Raw genomic sequence first — 19,430 nt, forward strand, 5'->3', positions numbered from 1 at the left:
AAGGGCATTATCAGAATTCATTTAAGATGTCGGAGGAGTACCATGCGGAATCTGGCTCGCAGAAATGCGCGGGGGTTTTTCTTTTAGTCATCTTTTAGGTATAAGATTCACACACGGACAACTACTGTCCAGCTTATTGAAAACGAGGAATAACATGCGCGTAAAAGTCTGTGCAGGGATCGTAGGAGCGGCATTGCTGCTGGCGGGGTGTAGCTCCAGCAATGAACTGTCGGCAGCGGGCCAGGGCGTTCGCTTTGTGGAAGATAAGCCAGGCAGCGAATGCCAGCTGTTAGGCACGGCCACCGGTGAACAAAGCAACTGGATGTCGGGTCAGCACGGTGAGGAAGGCGGCTCTATGCGCGGCGCGGCGAATGCCCTGCGTAACCAGGCTGCTGCAATGGGTGGAAACGTGATTTATGGCGTGAGCAGCCCGACGCAAGGGATGCTTTCCAGCTTCGTGCCAACGGCCAGCCAGATGAGTGGCCAGGTCTACAAGTGCCCGAACTGAGTTAATTTGCTGATGGCGCTGCGCCCGGACCCGTAGGGCAGTTAAGCGTAGCGCCACCTGCCTTTCTACTGCTGCCGCAGCTGTAAATCCAGCGGCGTTTTACTCGGCTCTCCGCCAATCTCGCGTGCCAGCTTCGGCACCATATACCCTGAGACCAGCGTTAACAGCTCGCGCATAATCTGTCGGGCCTCGTCATCCGTCACCATAAAGTGCGCCGCTCCCTGCACGCGATCCAGAACGTGCAGGTAATAGGGCATCACGCCCGCATCAAACAAGGCGTTGCTAAGGTCTGCCAGCACGCGAGCGCTATCGTTCACGCCGCGCAGCAGCACGCTCTGGTTCAGCAGCGTCACGCCCGCCTTACGCAGACGTGCCATCGCCGCGCGAAATTCATCGTCAATTTCGTTTGCGTGGTTGATATGGTTCACCAGCAGCACCTGCAGACGGGACTGCTCAAGGCGTGATACCAGCCCGTCGGTAATACGTGCCGGAATGACAATCGGTAAACGGCTGTGAATGCGCAGACGCTTGATGTGCGGGATGGCTTCCAGCTGCGTCAGCAGCCAGTCCAGCTCATGATCTTTTGCCATCAGCGGGTCGCCGCCGGAAAAAATAATCTCATCCAGCTCTGAATGGTCGGCGATATAGTTCAGCGCGACCTGCCAGTTACGTTTGTTTCCCTGGTTTTCGGCATACGGGAAGTGCCGACGGAAGCAATAACGACAATTTACCGCGCAGCCGCCTTTAACCAGCAGCAGGGCGCGGTTGAGATATTTGTGCAGTAAGCCGGGCACCACGCTGTTCTGCTCTTCCAGCGGATCGGTGCTGTAACCCGGCGCGGTGATAAACTCATCCTGCGACGTAAGCGTTTGTTTTAATAGAGGATCGTCGGGATTGCCTTTTTCCATCCGCGCCACAAACGCGCGGGGAACACGCAGGGCGAAAAGGCGCTTTGCCTCGCGGCCTGCAAGCAACTCTGGGTGCTGATCGAGGTCTAAAAGACGCAGCAATTCATCAGGACTGGTGATTACATCGGCAAGTTGCGATAACCAATCTTCTCTGGACGGGGTGTTTAGGGTTACAATATGCGCCATTTTGTGGCTTAGCTACCAGTTAACAAATTTAGAGGGCCTTATGGCAACGTACTATAGCAACGATTTTCGTGCTGGTCTTAAAATCATGATGGACGGCGAACCGTACGCGGTTGAAGCCAGCGAATTCGTTAAACCAGGTAAAGGCCAGGCATTCGCACGCGTTAAGCTGCGCCGCCTGCTGACCGGTACCCGTGTTGAGAAAACCTTCAAATCTACTGACTCCGCTGAAGGCGCTGATGTTGTCGATATGAACCTGACTTACCTGTACAACGACGGTGAGTTCTGGCACTTCATGAACAACGAAACGTTCGAGCAGCTGTCTGCTGACGCGAAAGCGATTGGCGATAACGCGAAGTGGCTGCTGGATCAGGCTGAGTGCATCGTGACCCTGTGGAACGGTCAGCCTATCGCGGTTACGCCTCCGAACTTCGTTGAGCTGGAAATCGTTGAAACCGATCCAGGTCTGAAAGGTGATACCGCAGGTACTGGCGGCAAGCCTGCCACCCTGTCTACCGGCGCGGTGGTTAAAGTGCCACTGTTCGTACAGATCGGTGAAGTGATCAAAGTGGATACCCGCTCCGGCGAATACGTATCCCGCGTGAAGTAATTTACGTCATGATTAAAGGCGCAGCGCCCGCTGCGCCTGATTTTGCAGGCAGGGAAGATGAAACGTACCGTTAAAATTCTGCTTCTGTTAGCGTTCTCCAGCGCAATTCTCTCCGGTTGCAACACCGCGCGTGGCGTGGGCGAAGATATTCAGGATCTCGGCCATATCATTTCCCATGCGGCCAGCTAATTCCGTCTAATTTTCCTAAAAATTCTTCCTTTTCCGTCAAACGACAAGATCTTGTCTATTCTTAAGTTGCTATACACAAAATAACTTTGGCTATAAAAGGAAGATATTATGGTTAAGAAAACAATTGCAGCGATCTTTTCTGTTCTGGTGCTTTCTTCGGTACTGACTGCATGTAACACCACCCGTGGCGTAGGGGAAGATATCTCCGACGGTGGTAACGCGATTTCTGGCGCAGCAACTAAAGCTCAGAACTAATGAAAGCGACGGTACGGCAGCTAACTTCACCGTACCGTCAATTCTCCACTTCCTGTAGCGATAAAAACGGGGAGTAACGCGTATCCATATGAAGCTTCATGCGGATATTGCGTTTGTACGTATACACCGTTTTTCCGTTAATGCGCAGATTGCTGGCAATTTTCTGGTTGCTCGCACCATCCATCCACAGGGTCAATACTCTCTCTTCCTGACGCGTCAGTAACGGTGCCGCCATTTCCGGAAGCTCCGCGCTTACGCATGTCGTTAGCGCGTCGTTTATCACCGCCGCCAGTTTTTCCAGATCGGTATTTTTGGAAAGTGAAGACCATATCGGGAACTGCGCCAGATAATCTGTCATCTCCTGCTCCTGCCCCGATTGCAGCATAATAAAAGGCAATGTTTCGCTGGCAATAAGCAGGGAAGATAGCTGCTGAAAATGGTGTAAATCCTGCCGGAAGCCCGATAAATCAGCGATGACCAGCGCAGGTTTCCATTGCAGAATATGCTCTCTGGCGAGGAAAAGATTATTTACCCCGGTTACGACGAAATGACCCGAAAACAGGTCTGAATGATTGAGCCAGGCTTCAAATCCCGTGCGGGTGAAGTGACAACGGTCAATCAAAAGAATTTTGAACATATAATTTTCGCAGTCGGCTAGTGGTTTGGCTTCCTGCCATCAGAAAGCCTATCATCATAGAGAAGTCGGATGAGTCATAAATGCCTGAACTCCGTGCCTTACTGAGGCTATTTCTTGCCTTAACGTGTTCAGCAGAAAAAGTTTGAAAAAAAATTCCATGCTAACCAAAATATAAGGCGCAACCTCAGCCTTGCGGGACGACCCGTAAGCGCTTCATTCATCGGGGACGGCCCCAACTTGTCGTTAAGTTAAGGAGCCTGATATGTCCTGGATCGTTCTTGTTATTGCCGGTTTGCTCGAAGTGGTATGGGCAATTGGCCTGAAATATACCCACGGTTTTACCCGCCTGACGCCCAGCGTCATCACTATCGCCGCAATGATTGTCAGTATCGTCATGCTGTCATGGGCGATGCGAACCTTGCCAGTCGGAACGGCTTACGCTGTCTGGACTGGAATTGGCGCGGTAGGAGCTGCCATTACCGGCATTCTGCTGCTGGGGGAGTCTGCGAGTCTGGCGCGTATCGCCAGCCTCGCGTTAATCGTCGCGGGTATCATCGGGTTAAAACTCAGTACGCACTAATGCAGCTGTTTTACCCAGATTAATTTCGTCACGTCAAACCCTTGCCGGGTCGCTATGTCCAGCATCTGCTGTTTCATTTCCGTCGAGATCGTTGGCGTGCGGGAGAGGAGCCATAGATAGTTGCGATCCGGCCCACACACCAGCGCATGGCGGTACTCTCTGTCCAGCGCAATGACGTTATACCCGCCGTAGAATGGGCCGATGAAAGAGACTTTCATGGCCGCGCGGTTAGACGCGCCGGTGAAATAGGCCTGACCAACTGACTGCTGCCACATCTGGCGATCCGGGTTATAACCGCGGTTAATGACCCGGATCCCGCCGTCATCCATCGCGCTGTAGCTGACCGTGACTTTTTCTAAGCCCCGTTCGAACTGATGGTCCATTCGGGCGATTTCATACCAGGTGCCGAGGAAGCGCTGTGCGTCGAAATTACTGACTACCGTGACGCCAGGCGGAGGAGTAGGGGAACTGCAAGCAACCACTAAAAACGCGGCTGTTACTGCGGCAATAACAGGCAGAATGCGCATAGGAGTTTCCTTACTGTTTTTTGTTAAGTGTAGATGACAGCAAGGAAAATGCGGGAGATTGTGCAGGGTGTTTTGCCGGGTGACGGCTTCGCCTTACCCGGCCTACAAAGTTCACGCATTGTGTAGGCCGGGTAAGCGCAGCGCCACCCGGCAATGTTTTACTGTAGCGCCTCGAGGATATGGTATGCCGCCTCAACACGTGCCGGGTTCGGATAGCTTGTATTCGCGAGCATCACAATACCGATCTGCTTTTCAGGAATAAAGGCCACGTAGCTGCCAAACCCGCCAGTAGAGCCCGTTTTATGGACCCAGGACGCTTTGACCGGGGGAGCCGGTGGATTCACTTCTACCACGGGCAACGGCGCCAGCGCTACCTTACTGTCGCTGCCCTCGACCACCGTGTTGGCCTCCACGGGCCAGTTGAGCATCTCCCAGCCCAGACCCTGATACATTGACCCGATACGCCAGTAGCGCGACTGCGCCAGCGCGATGCCCTGCTTAAGTGAGGCATCAGCAACGTTCTCCGGCGCCATGTTTGCCATGACCCAGTTCGCCATATCCTGCACGTTGGTTTTCACGCCATAGGCTTGTGCATCCAGCATACCCGGCGAAACGCGCACCGCTTTACCGTCACGATAGCCCCAGGCGTAATGCGCCTCTTCCGCTTTCGGCACGTTAATCCAGGTATGGTCCAGCTTGAGCGGCTTAAGGACCCGCGTCGTCATGGCCTGCTCATAGGGCATGCCAGAAGGTTTGACCGCCAGCGCACCAAAAAGACCGATGCTGGCGTTGGCGTAAAGACGCGTTGTGCCAGACTTCCACTGCGGCTGCCAGTTTTGATAAAAGCGCAGCAGGGAGGCGTTATCCGTGACCTCATCCGGTACCTGTAGCGGCAGGCCGCCAGCGGTGTAGGTGGCGAGATCCAGCATACGAATACCCTGCCACTGCTTGCCCGTCAGCTGTGGCCAGTATCTGGTCACCGGATCGTCCAGCGAAATTTCACCGCGAGCAATGGCATCCCCACCTAAAACGCCGGTGAAGGTTTTACTTATAGAACCCAGCTCGAACAGGGTCTGAGGCGTAACGGGTTTATTCGCCGCGATATCGGCCTTGCCAAACGTGTAATAGTGCGGTTTTCCCTGATAAATAACGGCCACCGCCATGCCTGGAACAGACTGGGCTTTCATCAGCGGGGTAACCGTATTCGCGACCACCTCCGCCAGCTGTTTTTCTGACACTGGCGTGGCGAGAGCAGAGCAAGAAATGCCGAGCAGCAGGGCGCAGCAAAGGGATTTTTTCATCATCAGTAATCTTCCGTAATAGCGAGTCAAGGGGATGTCCGGGCCCGTCAGACAGGCGTAGTCTGTTGGATTTGACAGTGCCTGACAAACGGTTAAATTTAGCATTAGCTGTTAATTTTTCTAACGGAAGCGACCATGACGCGAAGCTATCTACCCCTCAATTCGCTTCGGGCTTTTGAGGCTGCCGCAAGGCATCTCAGCTTTACGCATGCGGCCATTGAACTGAACGTGACGCATTCGGCTATTAGCCAGCATGTGAAAACGCTGGAGCAGCACCTGAACTGTCAGCTGTTCGTTCGCGTGTCGCGCGGGCTGATGTTGACTACCGAGGGCGAAAATTTACTGCCGGTGCTGAATGATTCGTTCGATCGTATAGCCGGAATGCTGGATCGCTTCGCTAACCATCGTGCGCAGGAGAAGCTGAAAATCGGCGTGGTGGGTACGTTTGCCACCGGGGTCTTATTCTCGCAGCTGGAGGATTTTCGCCGTGGCTATCCACATATCGATCTTCAGCTTTCCACCCATAACAACCGCGTTGATCCGGCTGCCGAAGGGCTTGACTATACGATCCGCTACGGTGGCGGGGCGTGGCACGGTACCGAGGCTGAATTTCTTTGTCATGCGCCGCTCGCGCCGCTATGTACACCTGATATCGCCGCCAGTCTGCACAGTCCGGCCGACATCCTCAGGTTTACGCTGCTGCGCTCCTACCGACGCGACGAGTGGACCGCGTGGATGCAGGCGGCCGGCGAGCATCCCCCTTCGCCAACGCACCGCGTGATGGTATTTGATTCGTCCGTGACCATGCTGGAGGCCGCTCAGGCAGGGGTGGGCATTGCTATTGCGCCTGTCGATATGTTTACCCATCTGTTAGCCAGCGAGCGCATTGTGCAGCCCTTTGCGACGCAGATTGAGCTCGGCAGTTACTGGCTGACCCGATTGCAGTCCCGGGCAGAAACGCCAGCCATGCGCGAATTTTCCCGGTGGCTGGTGGAGAAGATGAAAAAGTAAAAAGCCCGCCGGATGGCGGGCCTGTTCAGTCAGATGGTGACCACGGCAATCAACGTGACGACCGTCAGAATGGTCGCCAGACCGTAGAAGACCCATTTACCGCTTGGCACATGGATTTTCAGATCGTGCATCGCATGGTGGATACGGTGCAGACCACACCACAGCGGCAGGACGATCATCAGGAAGATGAACACGCGGCCAATAAAGCTGCTCGCAAAGGCCAGTACGCGCTCATAGCTCAGCGCATCGCCCGGGAACAGCCCCAGCGGCAGCATGATCCCGACCAGCAGGATAATGACCGGGGCAATAATGGCGCTCCACATGCCGCCTGCGCCAAACAGCCCCCAGAAGACCGGCTCGTCTGAACGTTTTGGACTTGGATTGATCACAGTAGTCTCCTTACCAGAACAGTGCGACAAACAGAATGACCACAGAGACAACTGCCGTCACTGCCCAGAGCCCTTTAATGACCGGCTCTGGCCCCATTTTTTCGCCTTTTACAATGATGTTCGCTGCTTTTGGCGCCAGTTCAAACCAGGTTTTGGTATGAAGCAGCGCGGCGGCGAGCACAATCAGGTTCAGCACAACGATGATTGGGTTTTGCAGGAAGCCCACAAAACTGGCCCAGGCTTCCGGGCCGTGCTTGAGGGCATAAACCCCGTACAGCAGTTCGAGGCTGAACCAGACCGCGGGAACAGCCGTGCCTTCACGCAGCATATAGAAGCGATAAAACGGCAGTTTTTTCCACCAGGTGGACGGCATTGGTCGCACGTAGGCTTTGCGTTTAGTCGTCATCATGCACTCCTTAGCGTGGTTTCAGGGTAGCGATAAGAAAGTCTTTTGAGCTTTCCACCTTTCCCTGCTGAATGGCGGCGGCCGGGTCGACATGCTTCGGACAGACTTCGGAGCAGTAACCGACAAACGTGCAGGTCCAGACCCCGTTCTGGCTGTTCAGCTGGGCCATACGTTCTTTTTTGCCGTGGTCGCGGCTGTCTTCGTTATAGCGGTGCGCCAGGGTAATGGCGGCCGGGCCGATAAACTCAGGATTCAGGCCAAACTGTGGACAGGCGGCATAGCACAGGCCGCAGTTGATGCAGCCGGAGAACTGATGGTATTTCGCCATCTGCGCGGGCGTCTGGGTGTTTGGCCCCTGATCCGGCGTGCGCGGGTTGCCGATGATGTACGGCTTAATCGCTTCGAGGCTTTCGATAAAGTGGGTCATGTCGACCACCAGATCGCGCTCAATCGGGAAGTTGCCCAGCGCTTCAACCTTGATACCTTTGGTGTAATCACGCAGGAAGGTTTTACACGCCAGCTTTGGCACCTTGTTGACCATCATGCCGCAGGAGCCGCAAATTGCCATGCGGCAGGACCAGCGGTAGCTCAGGTCTGGGGCCAGGTTATCTTTGATATAGCCGAGCGCATCCAGCAGGGAGGTTTGCTCGTCGTAAGGGACTTCATAGAAAGCGCTGTGCGGCGCGGCGTCCACTTCCGGATTGTAGCGCACCACTTCAATTTTCAGTTTTTGCATCTCAGCCATTCGCCTTCTCCTTCTTATCGGCGGCTTCTGCTTCTGCACCGTACACGCGTTTCGCCGGTGGCAGCGTGGTGATTTTCACGTCGCTGTAGTCCAGTCGCGTAGTGCCATCCGCATCGCGCCAGGCGAGAGTGTGTTTAAGGAAATTGACGTCGTCACGTTCGGTGCAGCCCTCATCCAGGCGCTGGTGCGCGCCGCGGGACTCTTTACGCGCCAGGGCGGAATGGGCCATACATTCTGCGACGTTCAGGCCGTGGCCCAGTTCAATGGTATAAAGCAGATCGGTATTGAAGACGCTGGAGGTGTCGGTGATGCGCACGCGTTTGAAGCGCTCCTGCAACTCGGCCAGCTTGTCGACGGTTTTCTGCATCAGCTCTGGCGTACGGTAGATCCCGCAGCCTTCTTCCATCGACAGCCCCATTTCGTCGCGGATCTTCGACCAGTTTTCGTTACCTTCCTGGTTCACCAGGTCTTTCAGGCGTTTTTCGACGTCTGCAACCTGCGCATCCAGCGCCGCGCTGTTAGCTTCACCTGCCGTTGCGGCACGCTCCATAGCACGTTCGCCCGCCATGCGACCAAAGACCACCAGCTCAGCCAGCGAGTTCGAGCCCAGACGGTTTGCGCCGTGCAGACCGACGGAGGAACACTCGCCCACCGCAAACAGCCCTTTGATGCGGGTTTCGCACTGCTGGTCGGTTTCGATACCGCCCATGGTGTAGTGCGCGGTTGGACGCACCGGGATCGGCTCTTTCACCGGATCGACGCCCACATAGGCTTTCGCCAGCTCGCAGATAAACGGCAGACGCTCCAGCAGTTTCTTCTCGCCGAGATGACGCAGGTCGAGATGCACCACGTCGCCGCGCGGCGTTGAGATGGTGTTGCCTTTGCGCCACTCGTGCCAGAAAGCCTGAGAAACTTTGTCGCGTGGGCCGAGTTCCATGTATTTGTTTTTCGGCTCGCCAAGCGGGGTTTCCGGACCCATGCCGTAATCCTGCAAATAGCGATAGCCGTTTTTGTTGACCAGAATACCGCCTTCACCGCGGCAGCCTTCCGTCATCAGTATGCCGGAGCCCGGCAGGCCGGTTGGGTGATACTGGACGAACTCCATATCACGCAGCGGGACGCCGTGGCTGAGCGCCATGCCCATACCGTCACCGGTGACGATGCCGCCGTTGGTGTTGTAGCGGTATACGCGACCCGCACCGCCCGTTGCCATCACCACCGCCTTAGCGCGGATCTGGACAAGCGTGCCTTCCATCATGTTCATCGCCACCAGTCCGCGCGCATGACCGTCGTCGACCAGAATGTCGAGAACGAAATGTTCGTCAAAGCGCTGGATTTGTGGGAACTGGAGGGAGGTCTGGAACAGGGTGTGCAGCATGTGGAAGCCGGTCTTATCGGCGGCAAACCAGGTGCGTTCGATCTTCATGCCACCGAAGCGGCGGACGTTGACGCTCCCGTCCGGACGGCGGCTCCACGGGCATCCCCACTGTTCCAGCTGGGTCATTTCCGTTGGGCAATGGTGCACGAAGTAATCAACGACATCCTGTTCGCAAAGCCAGTCGCCCCCTGCAACCGTGTCGTGGAAATGGTATTCGAAGCTGTCATGATCCTGCGCGACGGCGGCGGATCCTCCTTCTGCGGCTACCGTGTGGCTGCGCATCGGATAGACTTTTGAAATCAATGCGATTTTAGCGTTCGGATTGGCTTGTGCCGCAGCAATTGCAGCGCGTAATCCAGCCCCGCCAGCGCCTATTACGGCAAGATCGGCTTGAAAAGTTTGCACGACATTCCTCCAGATTTTTGTTTTCCCGCAACGGGATGAACTAAAGGACGTTCACCTGCCCGAACGGGCGATTGCGGAAGCGATTCCACTGCTCCTTTATGGGTAAAACAGTATAACCGCGTAGAAGCGAGGGAAATTTGACGTGTTCGATTTTTTTGCTGTTCTGTGCGGTGATTTATCATCGTGATTAATGAATGGCGTCACAGTATTTCTCTGTGCAATGAAAAAGGACTTTTACTGTGCAAAATTTGTCTCTGCCCCGGCTTACGAGTAGACTTCGTGCCCTTGTCTGAAAACGGAGAAATAACTCATGAGCGAAACGGCCACCTGGCAGCCGAGCGCATCCATTCCAAACCTGCTAAAGCGCGCAGCAATTATGGCGGAGATCCGCCGTTTCTTTGCCGATCGCGGCGTCCTGGAGGTGGAAACGCCGTGCATGAGTCAGGCGACGGTCACGGATATTCATCTGGTCCCGTTTGAAACCCGTTTTGTTGGCCCAGGCCACTCTCAGGGCATGAATCTGTATCTGATGACCAGCCCGGAATACCATATGAAGCGTCTGCTGGCGGCCGGGTGTGGTCCGGTCTATCAGCTGTGCCGTAGCTTCCGTAATGAAGAGATGGGCCGACACCATAATCCGGAATTCACCATGCTGGAGTGGTACCGCCCGCACTACGACATGTATCGTCTGATGAACGAAGTTGACGATCTGCTGCAACAGGTGCTGGATTGCGCGGAAGCTGAAACGCTCTCCTATCAGCAGGCCTTCCAGCGCCATCTGGAAATCGATCCGCTGTCGGCTGATAAAACACAGCTGCGTGAAGTGGCGGCAAAACTGGATCTGAGCAACGTGGCGGATAACGAAGAGGATCGCGACACGCTGCTGCAACTGCTGTTCACCTTTGGTGTTGAACCGCAGATTGGCAAAGATCGTCCGACGTTTGTCTATCACTTCCCGGCCAGCCAGGCCTCACTGGCGCAGATCAGCACCGAAGATCACCGCGTGGCGGAGCGTTTTGAGGTGTATTTCAAAGGCATCGAGCTGGCGAACGGTTTCCACGAGCTGACCGACGCGCGCGAACAGCAGCAGCGTTTCGAGCAGGATAACCGCAAGCGCAACGCGCGCGGTCTGCCGCAGCAGCCGATTGATACTCATCTGCTGGAAGCGCTTAAAGCCGGTCTGCCGGACTGCTCCGGCGTGGCGCTGGGTGTGGATCGCCTGGTCATGCTGGCGCTGGGTGCCGAGCACCTGGGCGATGTGATTGCCTTTACGGTCGATCGCGCCTGAAAAAATGCCGGGTGGCGCTGCGCTTACCCGGCCTGCTCGGTCATTTAACTCTGCCACATTAAAAACTGCTCATTTCTCTCTATACGGGTCTTTTTCTTAATTTGACTCGGATAGCCACATTGTTTGTCTGGTCATCTGCTACCATCCGCGCAGTTTAATTCCGTTTCGGATGGTTATATGTCTCACTCACTCAAAAAAATGACCCTTACCGGGCTCATTCTGATGATTTTTACGTCAGTCTTTGGCTTTGCCAATAGCCCGTCCGCGTTTTATCTGATGGGCTACAGCGCGACGCCGTTTTATATCGTTTCCGCTCTGTTCTTCTTTATCCCGTTTGCGCTGATGATGGCGGAGATGGGCTCGGCGTACCGGAAAGAAGAGGGCGGCATCTATTCGTGGATGAACAACAGCGTCGGTCCGCGTTACGCGTTTATCGGTACGTTCATGTGGTTTTCATCCTACGTCGTCTGGATGGTCAGCACGGCGGCCAAGGTTTGGGTGCCGTTCTCAACGTTTCTCTTCGGTGCGGATAAAACGCAGGTCTGGTCTCTGGCGGGGCTGAGCTCCACGCAGGTGGTCGGTATTCTGGCAGTGTGCTGGATGGTGATGGTCACCCTGGTGGCCTCGAAAGGCATCAACAAAATTGCCCGTATCACTGCCGTTGGCGGCATTTCCGTGATGTGCCTGAACCTGGTGCTGCTGCTGGTCAGCATCGCCATTCTGTGCCTTAACGGCGGGCATTTCGCACAGGAAGTCAACTTCGTTTCATCGCCTAATCCGGGTTACCAGTCCGGGCTGGCCATGCTCTCCTTCGTGGTGTTTGCCATCTTTGCTTACGGTGGAATTGAAGCCGTGGGCGGGCTGGTCGACAAAACCGAAAATCCGGAAAAGAACTTCGCTAAAGGCATTATCTTTGCCGCCATCGTCATTTCCATTGGCTACTCACTGGCGATTTTCCTCTGGGGCGTCAGCACCAACTGGCAGCAGATGTTAAGTAATAACACCACCAACCTCGGCAACATTACCTACGTGCTGATGAAAAGCCTGGGGGTGACGCTGGGCAACGCCATGGATCTCGCGCCGGAAACGTCGGCCACCCTGGGGATCTGGTTTGCGCGGATTACCGGTTTGTCGATGTTCCTCGCCTATACTGGCGCATTCTTCACGCTGATCTACTCGCCGCTGAAAGCGATTATTCAGGGGACGCCAAAGGCGCTGTGGCCCGCACGTATGACGCAGCTGAACGCTGCCGGTATGCCTGCCAACGCGATGTGGATGCAGTGCCTGCTGGTGTGCGTGTTCATTCTGCTGGTGTCCTTCGGCGGTGATACCGCGTCGGCGTTCTATAACAAGCTGACCCTGATGGCGAACGTATCGATGACGCTTCCGTATCTGTTCCTGACCCTGGCGTTCCCGTTCTTTAAGGCGAAGCGGGATCTGGAGCGACCGTTTGTGATCTTCAAAACCCGCGCGGCGACGCTGCTGGCGACCACTGTTGTGGTGCTGGTCGTCGCGTTCGCCAACATCTTTACCGTCATTCAGCCCGTGGTTGAGGCAAATGACTGGAACAGCACGCTGTGGATGGTTGGCGGACCGATCTTCTTCTCGCTGCTGGCAATGGGGATTTATGAGCATTACCGTCGTCGCTCGACGGCCTGTGTAGCAGAAGTGGCGTAAAGGATTGACCCCCTCCCGACGGGGAGGGGGAAAGGATTACAAACTTCCCGCCGGGCGCGTACGCGCCGCTGACGTCAACGTTCTTCCCGTCTTACGTCCGTCCAGCGTTTCCAGACGCATCTGGAACGGTGGGAACGGCATATCAATACCGTGCTCGCGGAAGCCAGCCAGAATCAACTGGTGGATCTCATGGCGCAGCGGCATACGGTGTCCCATCTCGGCGGCGTAGATACGCAGCTCGAAAATCTGGATCCCCTGCTGCAAATCAACCAGGAACACTTCCGGCGGCGGGTTGTCGATTACCAGCGAACAGCGTTCAGCAGCCGTATAGAGGATCTGCGTCACCTCTTCGCTGTTGGCATCCGACGGAGCGGGTACGGTCAGCACCACACGCGTGACGGAGTCGGACAGCGACCAGTTGATAAACTGCTCGGTGATAAACGCCTTGTTCGGGACGATGATCTCTTTACGGTCCCAGTCGCTGATGGTGGTGGCGCGGGTGTTGATCCTGGTGACGCTGCCGGTGAGATCGCGGATGGTCACCGTATCGCCAATTCGAATCGGCTTTTCAAACAGAATGATCAGACCAGAAACGAAGTTGGCAAAAATCTCCTGTAAACCAAAACCCAGGCCTACGGTCAGGGCGGCAACGAGCCATTGCAGTTTTGACCATTCGATACCAATCATCGAGAAGCCAACCAGCCCACCAAACAGCATGATTAAATACTTGGTGATGGTGGTGATCGCATAGCCCGTGCCGGGGGTTAAATCCAGATGCTGCAACAGCGCCAGCTCCAGCAGGGCAGGGAAGTTACGGATCAGCTGCGTGGTGATGATCAGCACCAGAATCGCAATCAGCACGGCCCCTAAGGTGATGGGCTCCAGACTTTCGACCCCCTGCACCGTGGACGTCACATCCCATAAAGAGATGTTCTCCAGGAAGCCAAACGCGGAGTGGATTTCCGACCACAGGAAGATCACCGACAGCAGGGCAACCAGCATCAGAATTGAGCGTACCAGCCGCAGGGACTGGGTACTGATCGCATCCAGATCCAGTTCGACGTCATCGGCGTCTGTGGTCCCTTCGGTGCTGTTGACGTGGTTCGGCTCTTCTTCACCCCGCGCGCGCTGGGCCAGAATTTCTGCGCGACGGTGTTTGGCACGGTCAAACGCCAGACGACGACGCTGGATCAGCATGCCGCGGCGAATAACATGGTAGACCACCAGCAGCAGGAACCAGATAGCCACCGACGTTTCCAGTCGGGCGAGCAGCGCCTGCGACGTGGCGAGATAACCGACCGCTGCCGCCAGCATCGCCGCCAGCGGCGCGCTGAGCAGCAGGTTCCACAGCAGACGGTTAAACATGTTATCGCCACTGCCGGTCTTGTCGAGATAGAGCGGGATCCCGGCGCGTTTCAGGCTGAGCGTCACTACCGCTAACGCCCCGCAGATCAGCATAAAGCACAGCCGTCCCAGCGAGCCGGAGAACTCCCGGTCATTGAGATTATCGAACATGATCAACGCCATAATCAGCGGCACAATCAGCCCGATACTCATCAGGTAGTAACGCATCGCCCGCGCAACGCGATTACGCGGCCAGCCAAAGTGAGCGATGAACAGACCATTTGGCCGCGCAAACGTGGCGCAAATCATCACCACCCACAGCAGCGGAACGGTGGCGGTCACGCCATCGCCAATCGCGACGGCAAGCGGGTAGGGCCAGGCTTCACGCAGGCCGTATCCGAGCGTCATCCACAGCACCGGCAGCGGAGACGCGACCAGAATTGACCAGAACACCGTACGCAACGTCAGCCAGAAGTGATCCTGGGTTACTTTTCCCACTCGGGCGCTGGAGCGCTCAAGGAAACGGGTAAAGTGACGACGGGAATAAATACTGAAGCCCACCAGAATCAGCGCCCCCAGCAGCGGGAAGATGGTCTCCTTGCTGGTTATCATCATTACGCTGGCGAGGCCCAGCTGGCTGAAGGTGTCCAATGAAATGAGGCGGCGCAGATCCTGCACAATCTCAATCGGCCAGGCGAAGGTCATCGGCCGCACGTCGGACGTCCAGAAAAGGTAACGGTGCGTGGCTTCGTTGACCTCTTTCAGCGCATCCTCCAGCTGGCTATTCGAGACTTTCAGCTTAGTCAGCTCAAGGATCAGCGTATCGCCTCCCTGCAACAGGGAATTGAGCAGTTCGCGTTGGGTGCGCAGCTGCGCTTCCAGAATACGACTTTGCTCGCCGGTGAGCGGCTGTCCGTCAGCCTGACGGATCTGGCGGATTTGCGGCTGCTTGTTGAGGAGATCCTCATAATGAAGACGCTGAACGCGCAACTGCGCCATCTCCGTATCAAGCTGCTGCGGTTTTGGCATCTCTGGCAGACGAGCCACCTGCGCGCGTAACGCTTCGCCCAACAGGTTAGACGAGCCAAGCCACTGGGACTGTTCACGCAGCGTGTTGAGCGCCTGACGAACCTGGAGGGTTTGATTGGTGGCCTGACGCTGCTGCGAGGCCACCAAATCCATGCGCTGCGCCTGCTGATTCAGCGCGGCAGAAAGCTCGCGGTTAACCTTAAACTGGGCGACGATGCTGTCGGGCAGGTTAGCACTGTTTTCGGCCAGTAACTCGGTGCTTTCCAGCGCACGTTCAGCTTCACGCTGACGCTGGCTGTTGAGTTGATTTCTCAGCGCCTGGAGATATGCATCCAGCTGCTGGCTCTGCTTCTGCGCCAGCTCGGAACGCATCCGCGACAGCTCCTGGCGGTTGTTAGCGGAAAGCTGCGCCAGCTCCAGTTCATCAACCAGCGCTTTTAGTCTGGCGGATTCCGCCTGTAACCCAAGATTTTGCGCCTGATTCTGCGGTGTGCTGCCTGTCTGCGTCCCGATGCGACGTTCCACCTCATTTAACTGACGGCGGGCATCGGTTTGCTGCTGTGGAAGCTGGCTGAGGGAATCGGCAATTTCACGCGCCCGTTCCTGCTCCTGCTGCGCCAGACGGCTTTTTTCCAGCAGCTGGCTGCTGACTTGCAGGATCTCCTGATTCAGCGCCTCGGACGTCATCCCCGCGGGGACCTGGCGTGGTTCATCGCGCAGGTTGTTTAGCTGCGAGCGCAGGGTCTGAGAGAGTTTGGGGAAGTTGTCGATAACCTGCTGATACTGCTGCGCGCGCTCAAGGGAACCCTTTCGTTCCTCAAGCGCGTTCAGTGCAGACTGGAGTGACTCAACGGTCTCCGGCTGAGCGGGCTTCGCCGCTTTTGCCTGCTCCAGCTCCTGGGTTATCTGTTTGGCGTCGGGGGCCGTCGCTGCGTACGCCCCCATGCTGAGGCACCAGGCCATCAGTAATACGATAATCGGGCGCACGTCAGCGATCCTTCTGTTGTTAGCCTTCGTCTTTTTTGTCGTCAACCAGCGGGCTGGCGTCGTGCTCGGCTTTGATCTCTTCTTCCGGCAACGGGGCAGGCGCAACCTCTGGCGTCACAAAGACCTCCGTCGATACTGCCAGAGGCTGGCCGAGTTTGGTCACGGACAGGCTTTCCAGCTCGTCGACCAGGTTAACTTTGCCCGGTGCGAACAGGTTGATGACCGTTGAGCCCAGCTTGAAGCGGCCCATTTCCTGACCTTTCAGCAGGGCCACAGAACCTTCTTCTTCGCCGGCAGGCCAGGTCCAGCGCTTGATCACGCCTTCGCGCGGCGGCGTAATGGTGCCCGCCCAGACGGTTTCGATGCTGCCTACAATGGTAGCACCCACCAGAATCTGCGCCATTGGGCCAAATTCAGTATCAAACAGGCAGATGACGCGCTCGTTACGGGCAAACAGGTTAGGAACGTTTTGCGCCGTCAGGTGGTTTACGGAGAACAGATCCCCCGGCACGTAGATCATCTCGCGCAGAATACCATTACACGGCATATGCACGCGGTGGTAGTCGCGTGGGGAGAGATAGGTGGTCGCGAAAGTCCCGTTCCGGAACAGATCGGCCATTATGTAGTTACCGGCCAGCAGCGCTTCCAGGCTGTAGTTATGGCCTTTCGCCTGCAAAATTTTGTCGTCTTCAATTTTACCCAGCTGGCTGATCACGCCGTCCGCTGGCATCACCAGCACGTTCGGGTCGGTATTCAGCGGGCGCACTTCGTCGCGCAGCGGACGCACAAAAAATTCGTTGAAGGTGCGGTAGCTTGCCGTATCCGGCTTCTGCGCTTCTTTCATGTCGACCTTGTAGTATTTCACGAACAGGTCGATGACCAGTTTGGTCAGCCAGCCCGCTCGTTTGCTCGCGCCCCAGCCCGCCAGGCGAGTGAGCCACAGTTTCGGCAGAATGTATTGAAGCGAAAGTTTAAATGAGTTTAACAAGGTAGCCTCCAGGCCATTGTTTTGTCGTTCCTGATCCGGCATTACGCTGCCGGAACCTGAAAAAAGGGGACGATTTTAGCGACGCTTAGCTTAGTTGTCAGTTATCAGAATCAGAAAAGTTTTTACGCGTTTTTACCTGGTCCATGCTTTCGAGAATACGGTGGTAATTTTCGAAACGGGTTTCCGCAATTTCTCCGTTCTCTACCGCTTCGCGGATAGCGCAGCCCGGATCGTTGTCATGTTTACAGTCGCGGTATTTGCAAGCGCCTAAATAGTCATAGAATTCGACAAATCCGTTAAAGATTTGTTCCGGCTCGAGGTGCCAGAGACCAAATTCACGCACGCCCGGGGAGTCAATCACATCGCCACCGTGCGGGAAGTGATAGAGACGTGAGGCAGTGGTGGTGTGCTGGCCCAGGCCCGAGACGTCAGACACATCGTTGGTCAGGATCTCCTGCTGAAGGCCGAGCAGGTTGTTAAGTAGGCTCGATTTACCTACGCCGGACTGCCCCGCAAAGATGCTGATGCGGTCGGTCAGCGCATCTTCTAACGGCTTCAGGCCATCTTTGGTGCGGCTGGAAACCATCAACACGCGATAGCCAATGTTGCGGTAAATATCCATCTGCTCATTTACAAAGGCCATGGCCTCGTCATCCAGCAGATCGATTTTATTCAGCACGATGAGCGGCTCAACCTGTAGCGTTTCGCAGGCCACCAGATAACGGTCAATAATATTGAGCGAAAGCTCAGGCAAAATCGCTGAAACGATCACTATCTGGTTGATGTTGGCGGCAATGGGCTTCACGCCGTCGTAGAAATCTGGACGGGTCAAAACCGACGTGCGTTCATGCACGGCTTCAACGATACCTTTAACCGTTACCCCTTCCGCCGCCTCTTTGCCTGGACGCCAGACCACGCGGTCACCGGTCACCAGGGAACGGATGGTGCGACGGATATTGCAACGGTGGATATCCCCGTCGGCGGATTCGACATCGGCGTGCATGCCGAAGCGGCTAATCACAACGCCTTCTGTCGCTTCGCCAAACAGGTTGTCGTCGTAATCGGGCTTCTCCGTAGTGGTTTTAAGACGGCGCTGGTGATTTGCATTCACGCGGCGCTGCTGCCCTTTGGAGAGTTTATTTTTACTCAATCGCGCTGGCTCCTGGTCGCCCGTAGCGGGCAAAACCTCTATGATACACTCTAATTAATACTAGTTAACCTGCTACTGCCGGTTATGCGAGAAGGGTGGAAAATAACATGAGCGCGGACGAAAACAACCTGATTTGGATCGATCTGGAGATGACCGGCCTGGATCCCGAGCGCGATCGCATTATTGAGATCGCCACACTGGTCACCGATGCCAATCTCAATATTCTGGCGGAAGGCCCAACGATTGCCGTGCACCAGTCCGATGACCAGCTTGCGCTGATGGATGAGTGGAACGTGCGTACCCATACCGGCAGCGGGCTGGTGGAACGCGTGAAGGCCAGCACCCTGGGCGACCGCGAAGCGGAGCTGGCGACGCTTGAATTTCTGAAGCAGTGGGTGCCGGCAGGAAAATCGCCTATCTGTGGCAACAGCATTGGTCAGGATCGTCGTTTCCTGTTTAAGTACATGCCGGAGCTGGAGTCCTACTTCCACTACCGCTATCTGGATGTGAGCACCCTGAAAGAGCTGGCCCGCCGCTGGAAACCGGAAATTCTCGACGGCTTTACAAAGCAGGGGACGCACCAGGCGATGGACGACATCCGTGAGTCTGTTGCGGAGCTGGCGTACTATCGCGAAAACTTTATTAAGCTCTGATTTTGCGATCCGGCGCCTTGCGTGGCCGGGTTTTTGTCGCTAAATTGTTCAGCTTGCCGATTAAATAAGCACTTGAACTGAATTTCAAAAAAATCGCTTTGAGGGGGGTTGCAGCTAAACGGATTTCTCGTATAATGCGCCTCCCGTAACGACAGAGAATTACACGTTACGACAGCAACAAAAGCAGTACAGATTTGCGGGAATAGCTCAGTTGGTAGAGCACGACCTTGCCAAGGTCGGGGTCGCGAGTTCGAGTCTCGTTTCCCGCTCCAAAATTTGAAA

Annotated in this window: 20 protein-coding genes and 1 tRNA gene; 10 read left to right on the forward strand and 11 right to left on the reverse strand. The window is 55.7% G+C overall.

All coding sequences use genetic code 11. The features are described from left to right. Positions 1-154: 154 nt before the first annotated feature. The gene (locus tag L463_RS16450) at positions 155-508 is read left to right on the forward strand and encodes a DUF4156 domain-containing protein (RefSeq protein ID WP_014882205.1); all 354 of its coding nucleotides are present in this window, start codon (positions 155-157) and stop codon (positions 506-508) included. A 65-nt stretch (positions 509-573) separates the two neighbouring features. On the opposite strand, the gene epmB is transcribed toward L463_RS16450, so the two are convergent. Further along, on the reverse strand, positions 574-1,602 hold the full coding sequence (epmB, locus tag L463_RS16445; RefSeq protein WP_032104121.1) for an EF-P beta-lysylation protein EpmB: 1,029 nt from the start codon (positions 1,600-1,602) through the stop codon (positions 574-576). A 40-nt stretch (positions 1,603-1,642) separates the two neighbouring features. Between epmB and efp the strand changes: the two genes are divergently transcribed. From efp to ecnB, 3 genes are all read left to right on the forward strand, one after another. Further along, positions 1,643-2,209: an elongation factor P gene (efp, locus tag L463_RS16440; protein WP_003855940.1), complete on the forward strand. Its 567-nt coding sequence runs from the start codon at positions 1,643-1,645 to the stop codon at positions 2,207-2,209. Positions 2,210-2,266: 57 nt separating this feature from the next. Next, positions 2,267-2,398: an entericidin A/B family lipoprotein gene (locus L463_RS16435; RefSeq protein WP_015572451.1), complete on the forward strand. Its 132-nt coding sequence runs from the start codon at positions 2,267-2,269 to the stop codon at positions 2,396-2,398. A 108-nt stretch (positions 2,399-2,506) separates the two neighbouring features. Then, positions 2,507-2,653 carry a lipoprotein toxin entericidin B gene (gene ecnB, locus L463_RS16430; RefSeq protein ID WP_003855942.1) on the forward strand — a complete coding sequence of 49 codons (147 nt, stop codon included), beginning with the start codon at positions 2,507-2,509 and terminating at the stop codon, positions 2,651-2,653. 37 nt (positions 2,654-2,690) lie between these two features. On the opposite strand, the gene L463_RS16425 is transcribed toward ecnB, so the two are convergent. Then, on the reverse strand, positions 2,691-3,290 hold the full coding sequence (locus L463_RS16425; RefSeq protein ID WP_032104122.1) for a helix-turn-helix transcriptional regulator: 600 nt from the start codon (positions 3,288-3,290) through the stop codon (positions 2,691-2,693). Positions 3,291-3,552: 262 nt separating this feature from the next. Here L463_RS16425 and sugE point away from each other — a divergent pair, with 262 nt between their 5' ends. Beyond that, positions 3,553-3,870: a quaternary ammonium compound efflux SMR transporter SugE gene (gene sugE / locus L463_RS16420; RefSeq protein ID WP_015572453.1), complete on the forward strand. Its 318-nt coding sequence runs from the start codon at positions 3,553-3,555 to the stop codon at positions 3,868-3,870. Here the strand turns inward: sugE and L463_RS16415 are convergent. After that, complete coding sequence (locus tag L463_RS16415; protein WP_023295791.1) at positions 3,867-4,397, reverse strand: lipocalin family protein; 531 nt, start codon at positions 4,395-4,397, stop codon at positions 3,867-3,869. The genes sugE and L463_RS16415 overlap by 4 nt on opposite strands. Before the next feature lie 158 nt (positions 4,398-4,555). Beyond that, positions 4,556-5,701 carry a cephalosporin-hydrolyzing class C beta-lactamase ACT-15 gene (locus L463_RS16410; RefSeq protein ID WP_023295792.1) on the reverse strand — a complete coding sequence of 382 codons (1,146 nt, stop codon included), beginning with the start codon at positions 5,699-5,701 and terminating at the stop codon, positions 4,556-4,558. Positions 5,702-5,833: 132 nt separating this feature from the next. On the opposite strand from L463_RS16410, the gene ampR reads away from it, so the two are divergent. Then, the gene (gene ampR, locus L463_RS16405; RefSeq protein WP_003855952.1) at positions 5,834-6,709 is read left to right on the forward strand and encodes a LysR family transcriptional regulator AmpR; all 876 of its coding nucleotides are present in this window, start codon (positions 5,834-5,836) and stop codon (positions 6,707-6,709) included. A gap of 29 nt (positions 6,710-6,738) precedes the next feature. Here the strand turns inward: ampR and frdD are convergent, their stop codons facing one another. The 4 genes from frdD to frdA are packed head-to-tail and all read right to left on the reverse strand — an operon-like array spanning position 6,739 to position 10,032. After that, positions 6,739-7,098, reverse strand: a complete 360-nt coding sequence (gene frdD / locus L463_RS16400; protein ID WP_023295793.1) for a fumarate reductase subunit FrdD — start codon at positions 7,096-7,098, stop codon at positions 6,739-6,741. Positions 7,099-7,108: 10 nt separating this feature from the next. Then, positions 7,109-7,504 (reverse strand): fumarate reductase subunit FrdC, encoded by a 396-nt coding sequence (frdC, locus tag L463_RS16395; protein ID WP_017383964.1) that lies wholly within the window; start codon positions 7,502-7,504, stop codon positions 7,109-7,111. Positions 7,505-7,514: 10 nt separating this feature from the next. Then, the gene (gene frdB / locus L463_RS16390; RefSeq protein WP_006810403.1) at positions 7,515-8,249 is read right to left on the reverse strand and encodes a fumarate reductase iron-sulfur protein; all 735 of its coding nucleotides are present in this window, start codon (positions 8,247-8,249) and stop codon (positions 7,515-7,517) included. Beyond that, on the reverse strand, positions 8,242-10,032 hold the full coding sequence (frdA, locus tag L463_RS16385; RefSeq protein ID WP_017383963.1) for a fumarate reductase (quinol) flavoprotein subunit: 1,791 nt from the start codon (positions 10,030-10,032) through the stop codon (positions 8,242-8,244). Before frdA ends, frdB begins: the two co-directional genes overlap by 8 nt. A 310-nt stretch (positions 10,033-10,342) precedes the next feature. Between frdA and epmA the strand changes: the two genes are divergently transcribed. Then, entirely contained in the window at positions 10,343-11,320 is a 978-nt protein-coding gene (gene epmA, locus L463_RS16380; protein ID WP_015572459.1) for an elongation factor P--(R)-beta-lysine ligase, read from the forward strand. Between the two features lie 177 nt (positions 11,321-11,497). Beyond that, positions 11,498-12,997 (forward strand): glutamate/gamma-aminobutyrate family transporter YjeM, encoded by a 1,500-nt coding sequence (yjeM, locus tag L463_RS16375; protein WP_032104123.1) that lies wholly within the window; start codon positions 11,498-11,500, stop codon positions 12,995-12,997. Between the two features lie 36 nt (positions 12,998-13,033). Here yjeM and mscM read toward each other — a convergent pair whose 3' ends face one another. From mscM to rsgA, 3 genes are all read right to left on the reverse strand, one after another. Further along, positions 13,034-16,357: a miniconductance mechanosensitive channel MscM gene (gene mscM, locus L463_RS16370; RefSeq protein WP_017383961.1), complete on the reverse strand. Its 3,324-nt coding sequence runs from the start codon at positions 16,355-16,357 to the stop codon at positions 13,034-13,036. Positions 16,358-16,376: 19 nt separating this feature from the next. Next, positions 16,377-17,345 carry an archaetidylserine decarboxylase gene (asd, locus tag L463_RS16365; RefSeq protein WP_026080660.1) on the reverse strand — a complete coding sequence of 323 codons (969 nt, stop codon included), beginning with the start codon at positions 17,343-17,345 and terminating at the stop codon, positions 16,377-16,379. Between the two features lie 97 nt (positions 17,346-17,442). Continuing rightward, the gene (gene rsgA, locus L463_RS16360) at positions 17,443-18,495 is read right to left on the reverse strand and encodes a small ribosomal subunit biogenesis GTPase RsgA (RefSeq protein WP_032673102.1); all 1,053 of its coding nucleotides are present in this window, start codon (positions 18,493-18,495) and stop codon (positions 17,443-17,445) included. A gap of 107 nt (positions 18,496-18,602) precedes the next feature. On the opposite strand from rsgA, the gene orn reads away from it, so the two are divergent. Next, positions 18,603-19,148 (forward strand): oligoribonuclease, encoded by a 546-nt coding sequence (orn, locus tag L463_RS16355; RefSeq protein WP_003855965.1) that lies wholly within the window; start codon positions 18,603-18,605, stop codon positions 19,146-19,148. Between the two features lie 196 nt (positions 19,149-19,344). After that, positions 19,345-19,420: transfer RNA gene (locus tag L463_RS16350), tRNA-Gly, on the forward strand. Positions 19,421-19,430: the final 10 nt, after the last annotated feature.

The sequence above is a fragment of the Enterobacter sp. BIDMC 27 genome, from assembly GCF_000534415.1.
GTDB classification, from domain to species: domain Bacteria; phylum Pseudomonadota; class Gammaproteobacteria; order Enterobacterales; family Enterobacteriaceae; genus Enterobacter; species Enterobacter hormaechei_C.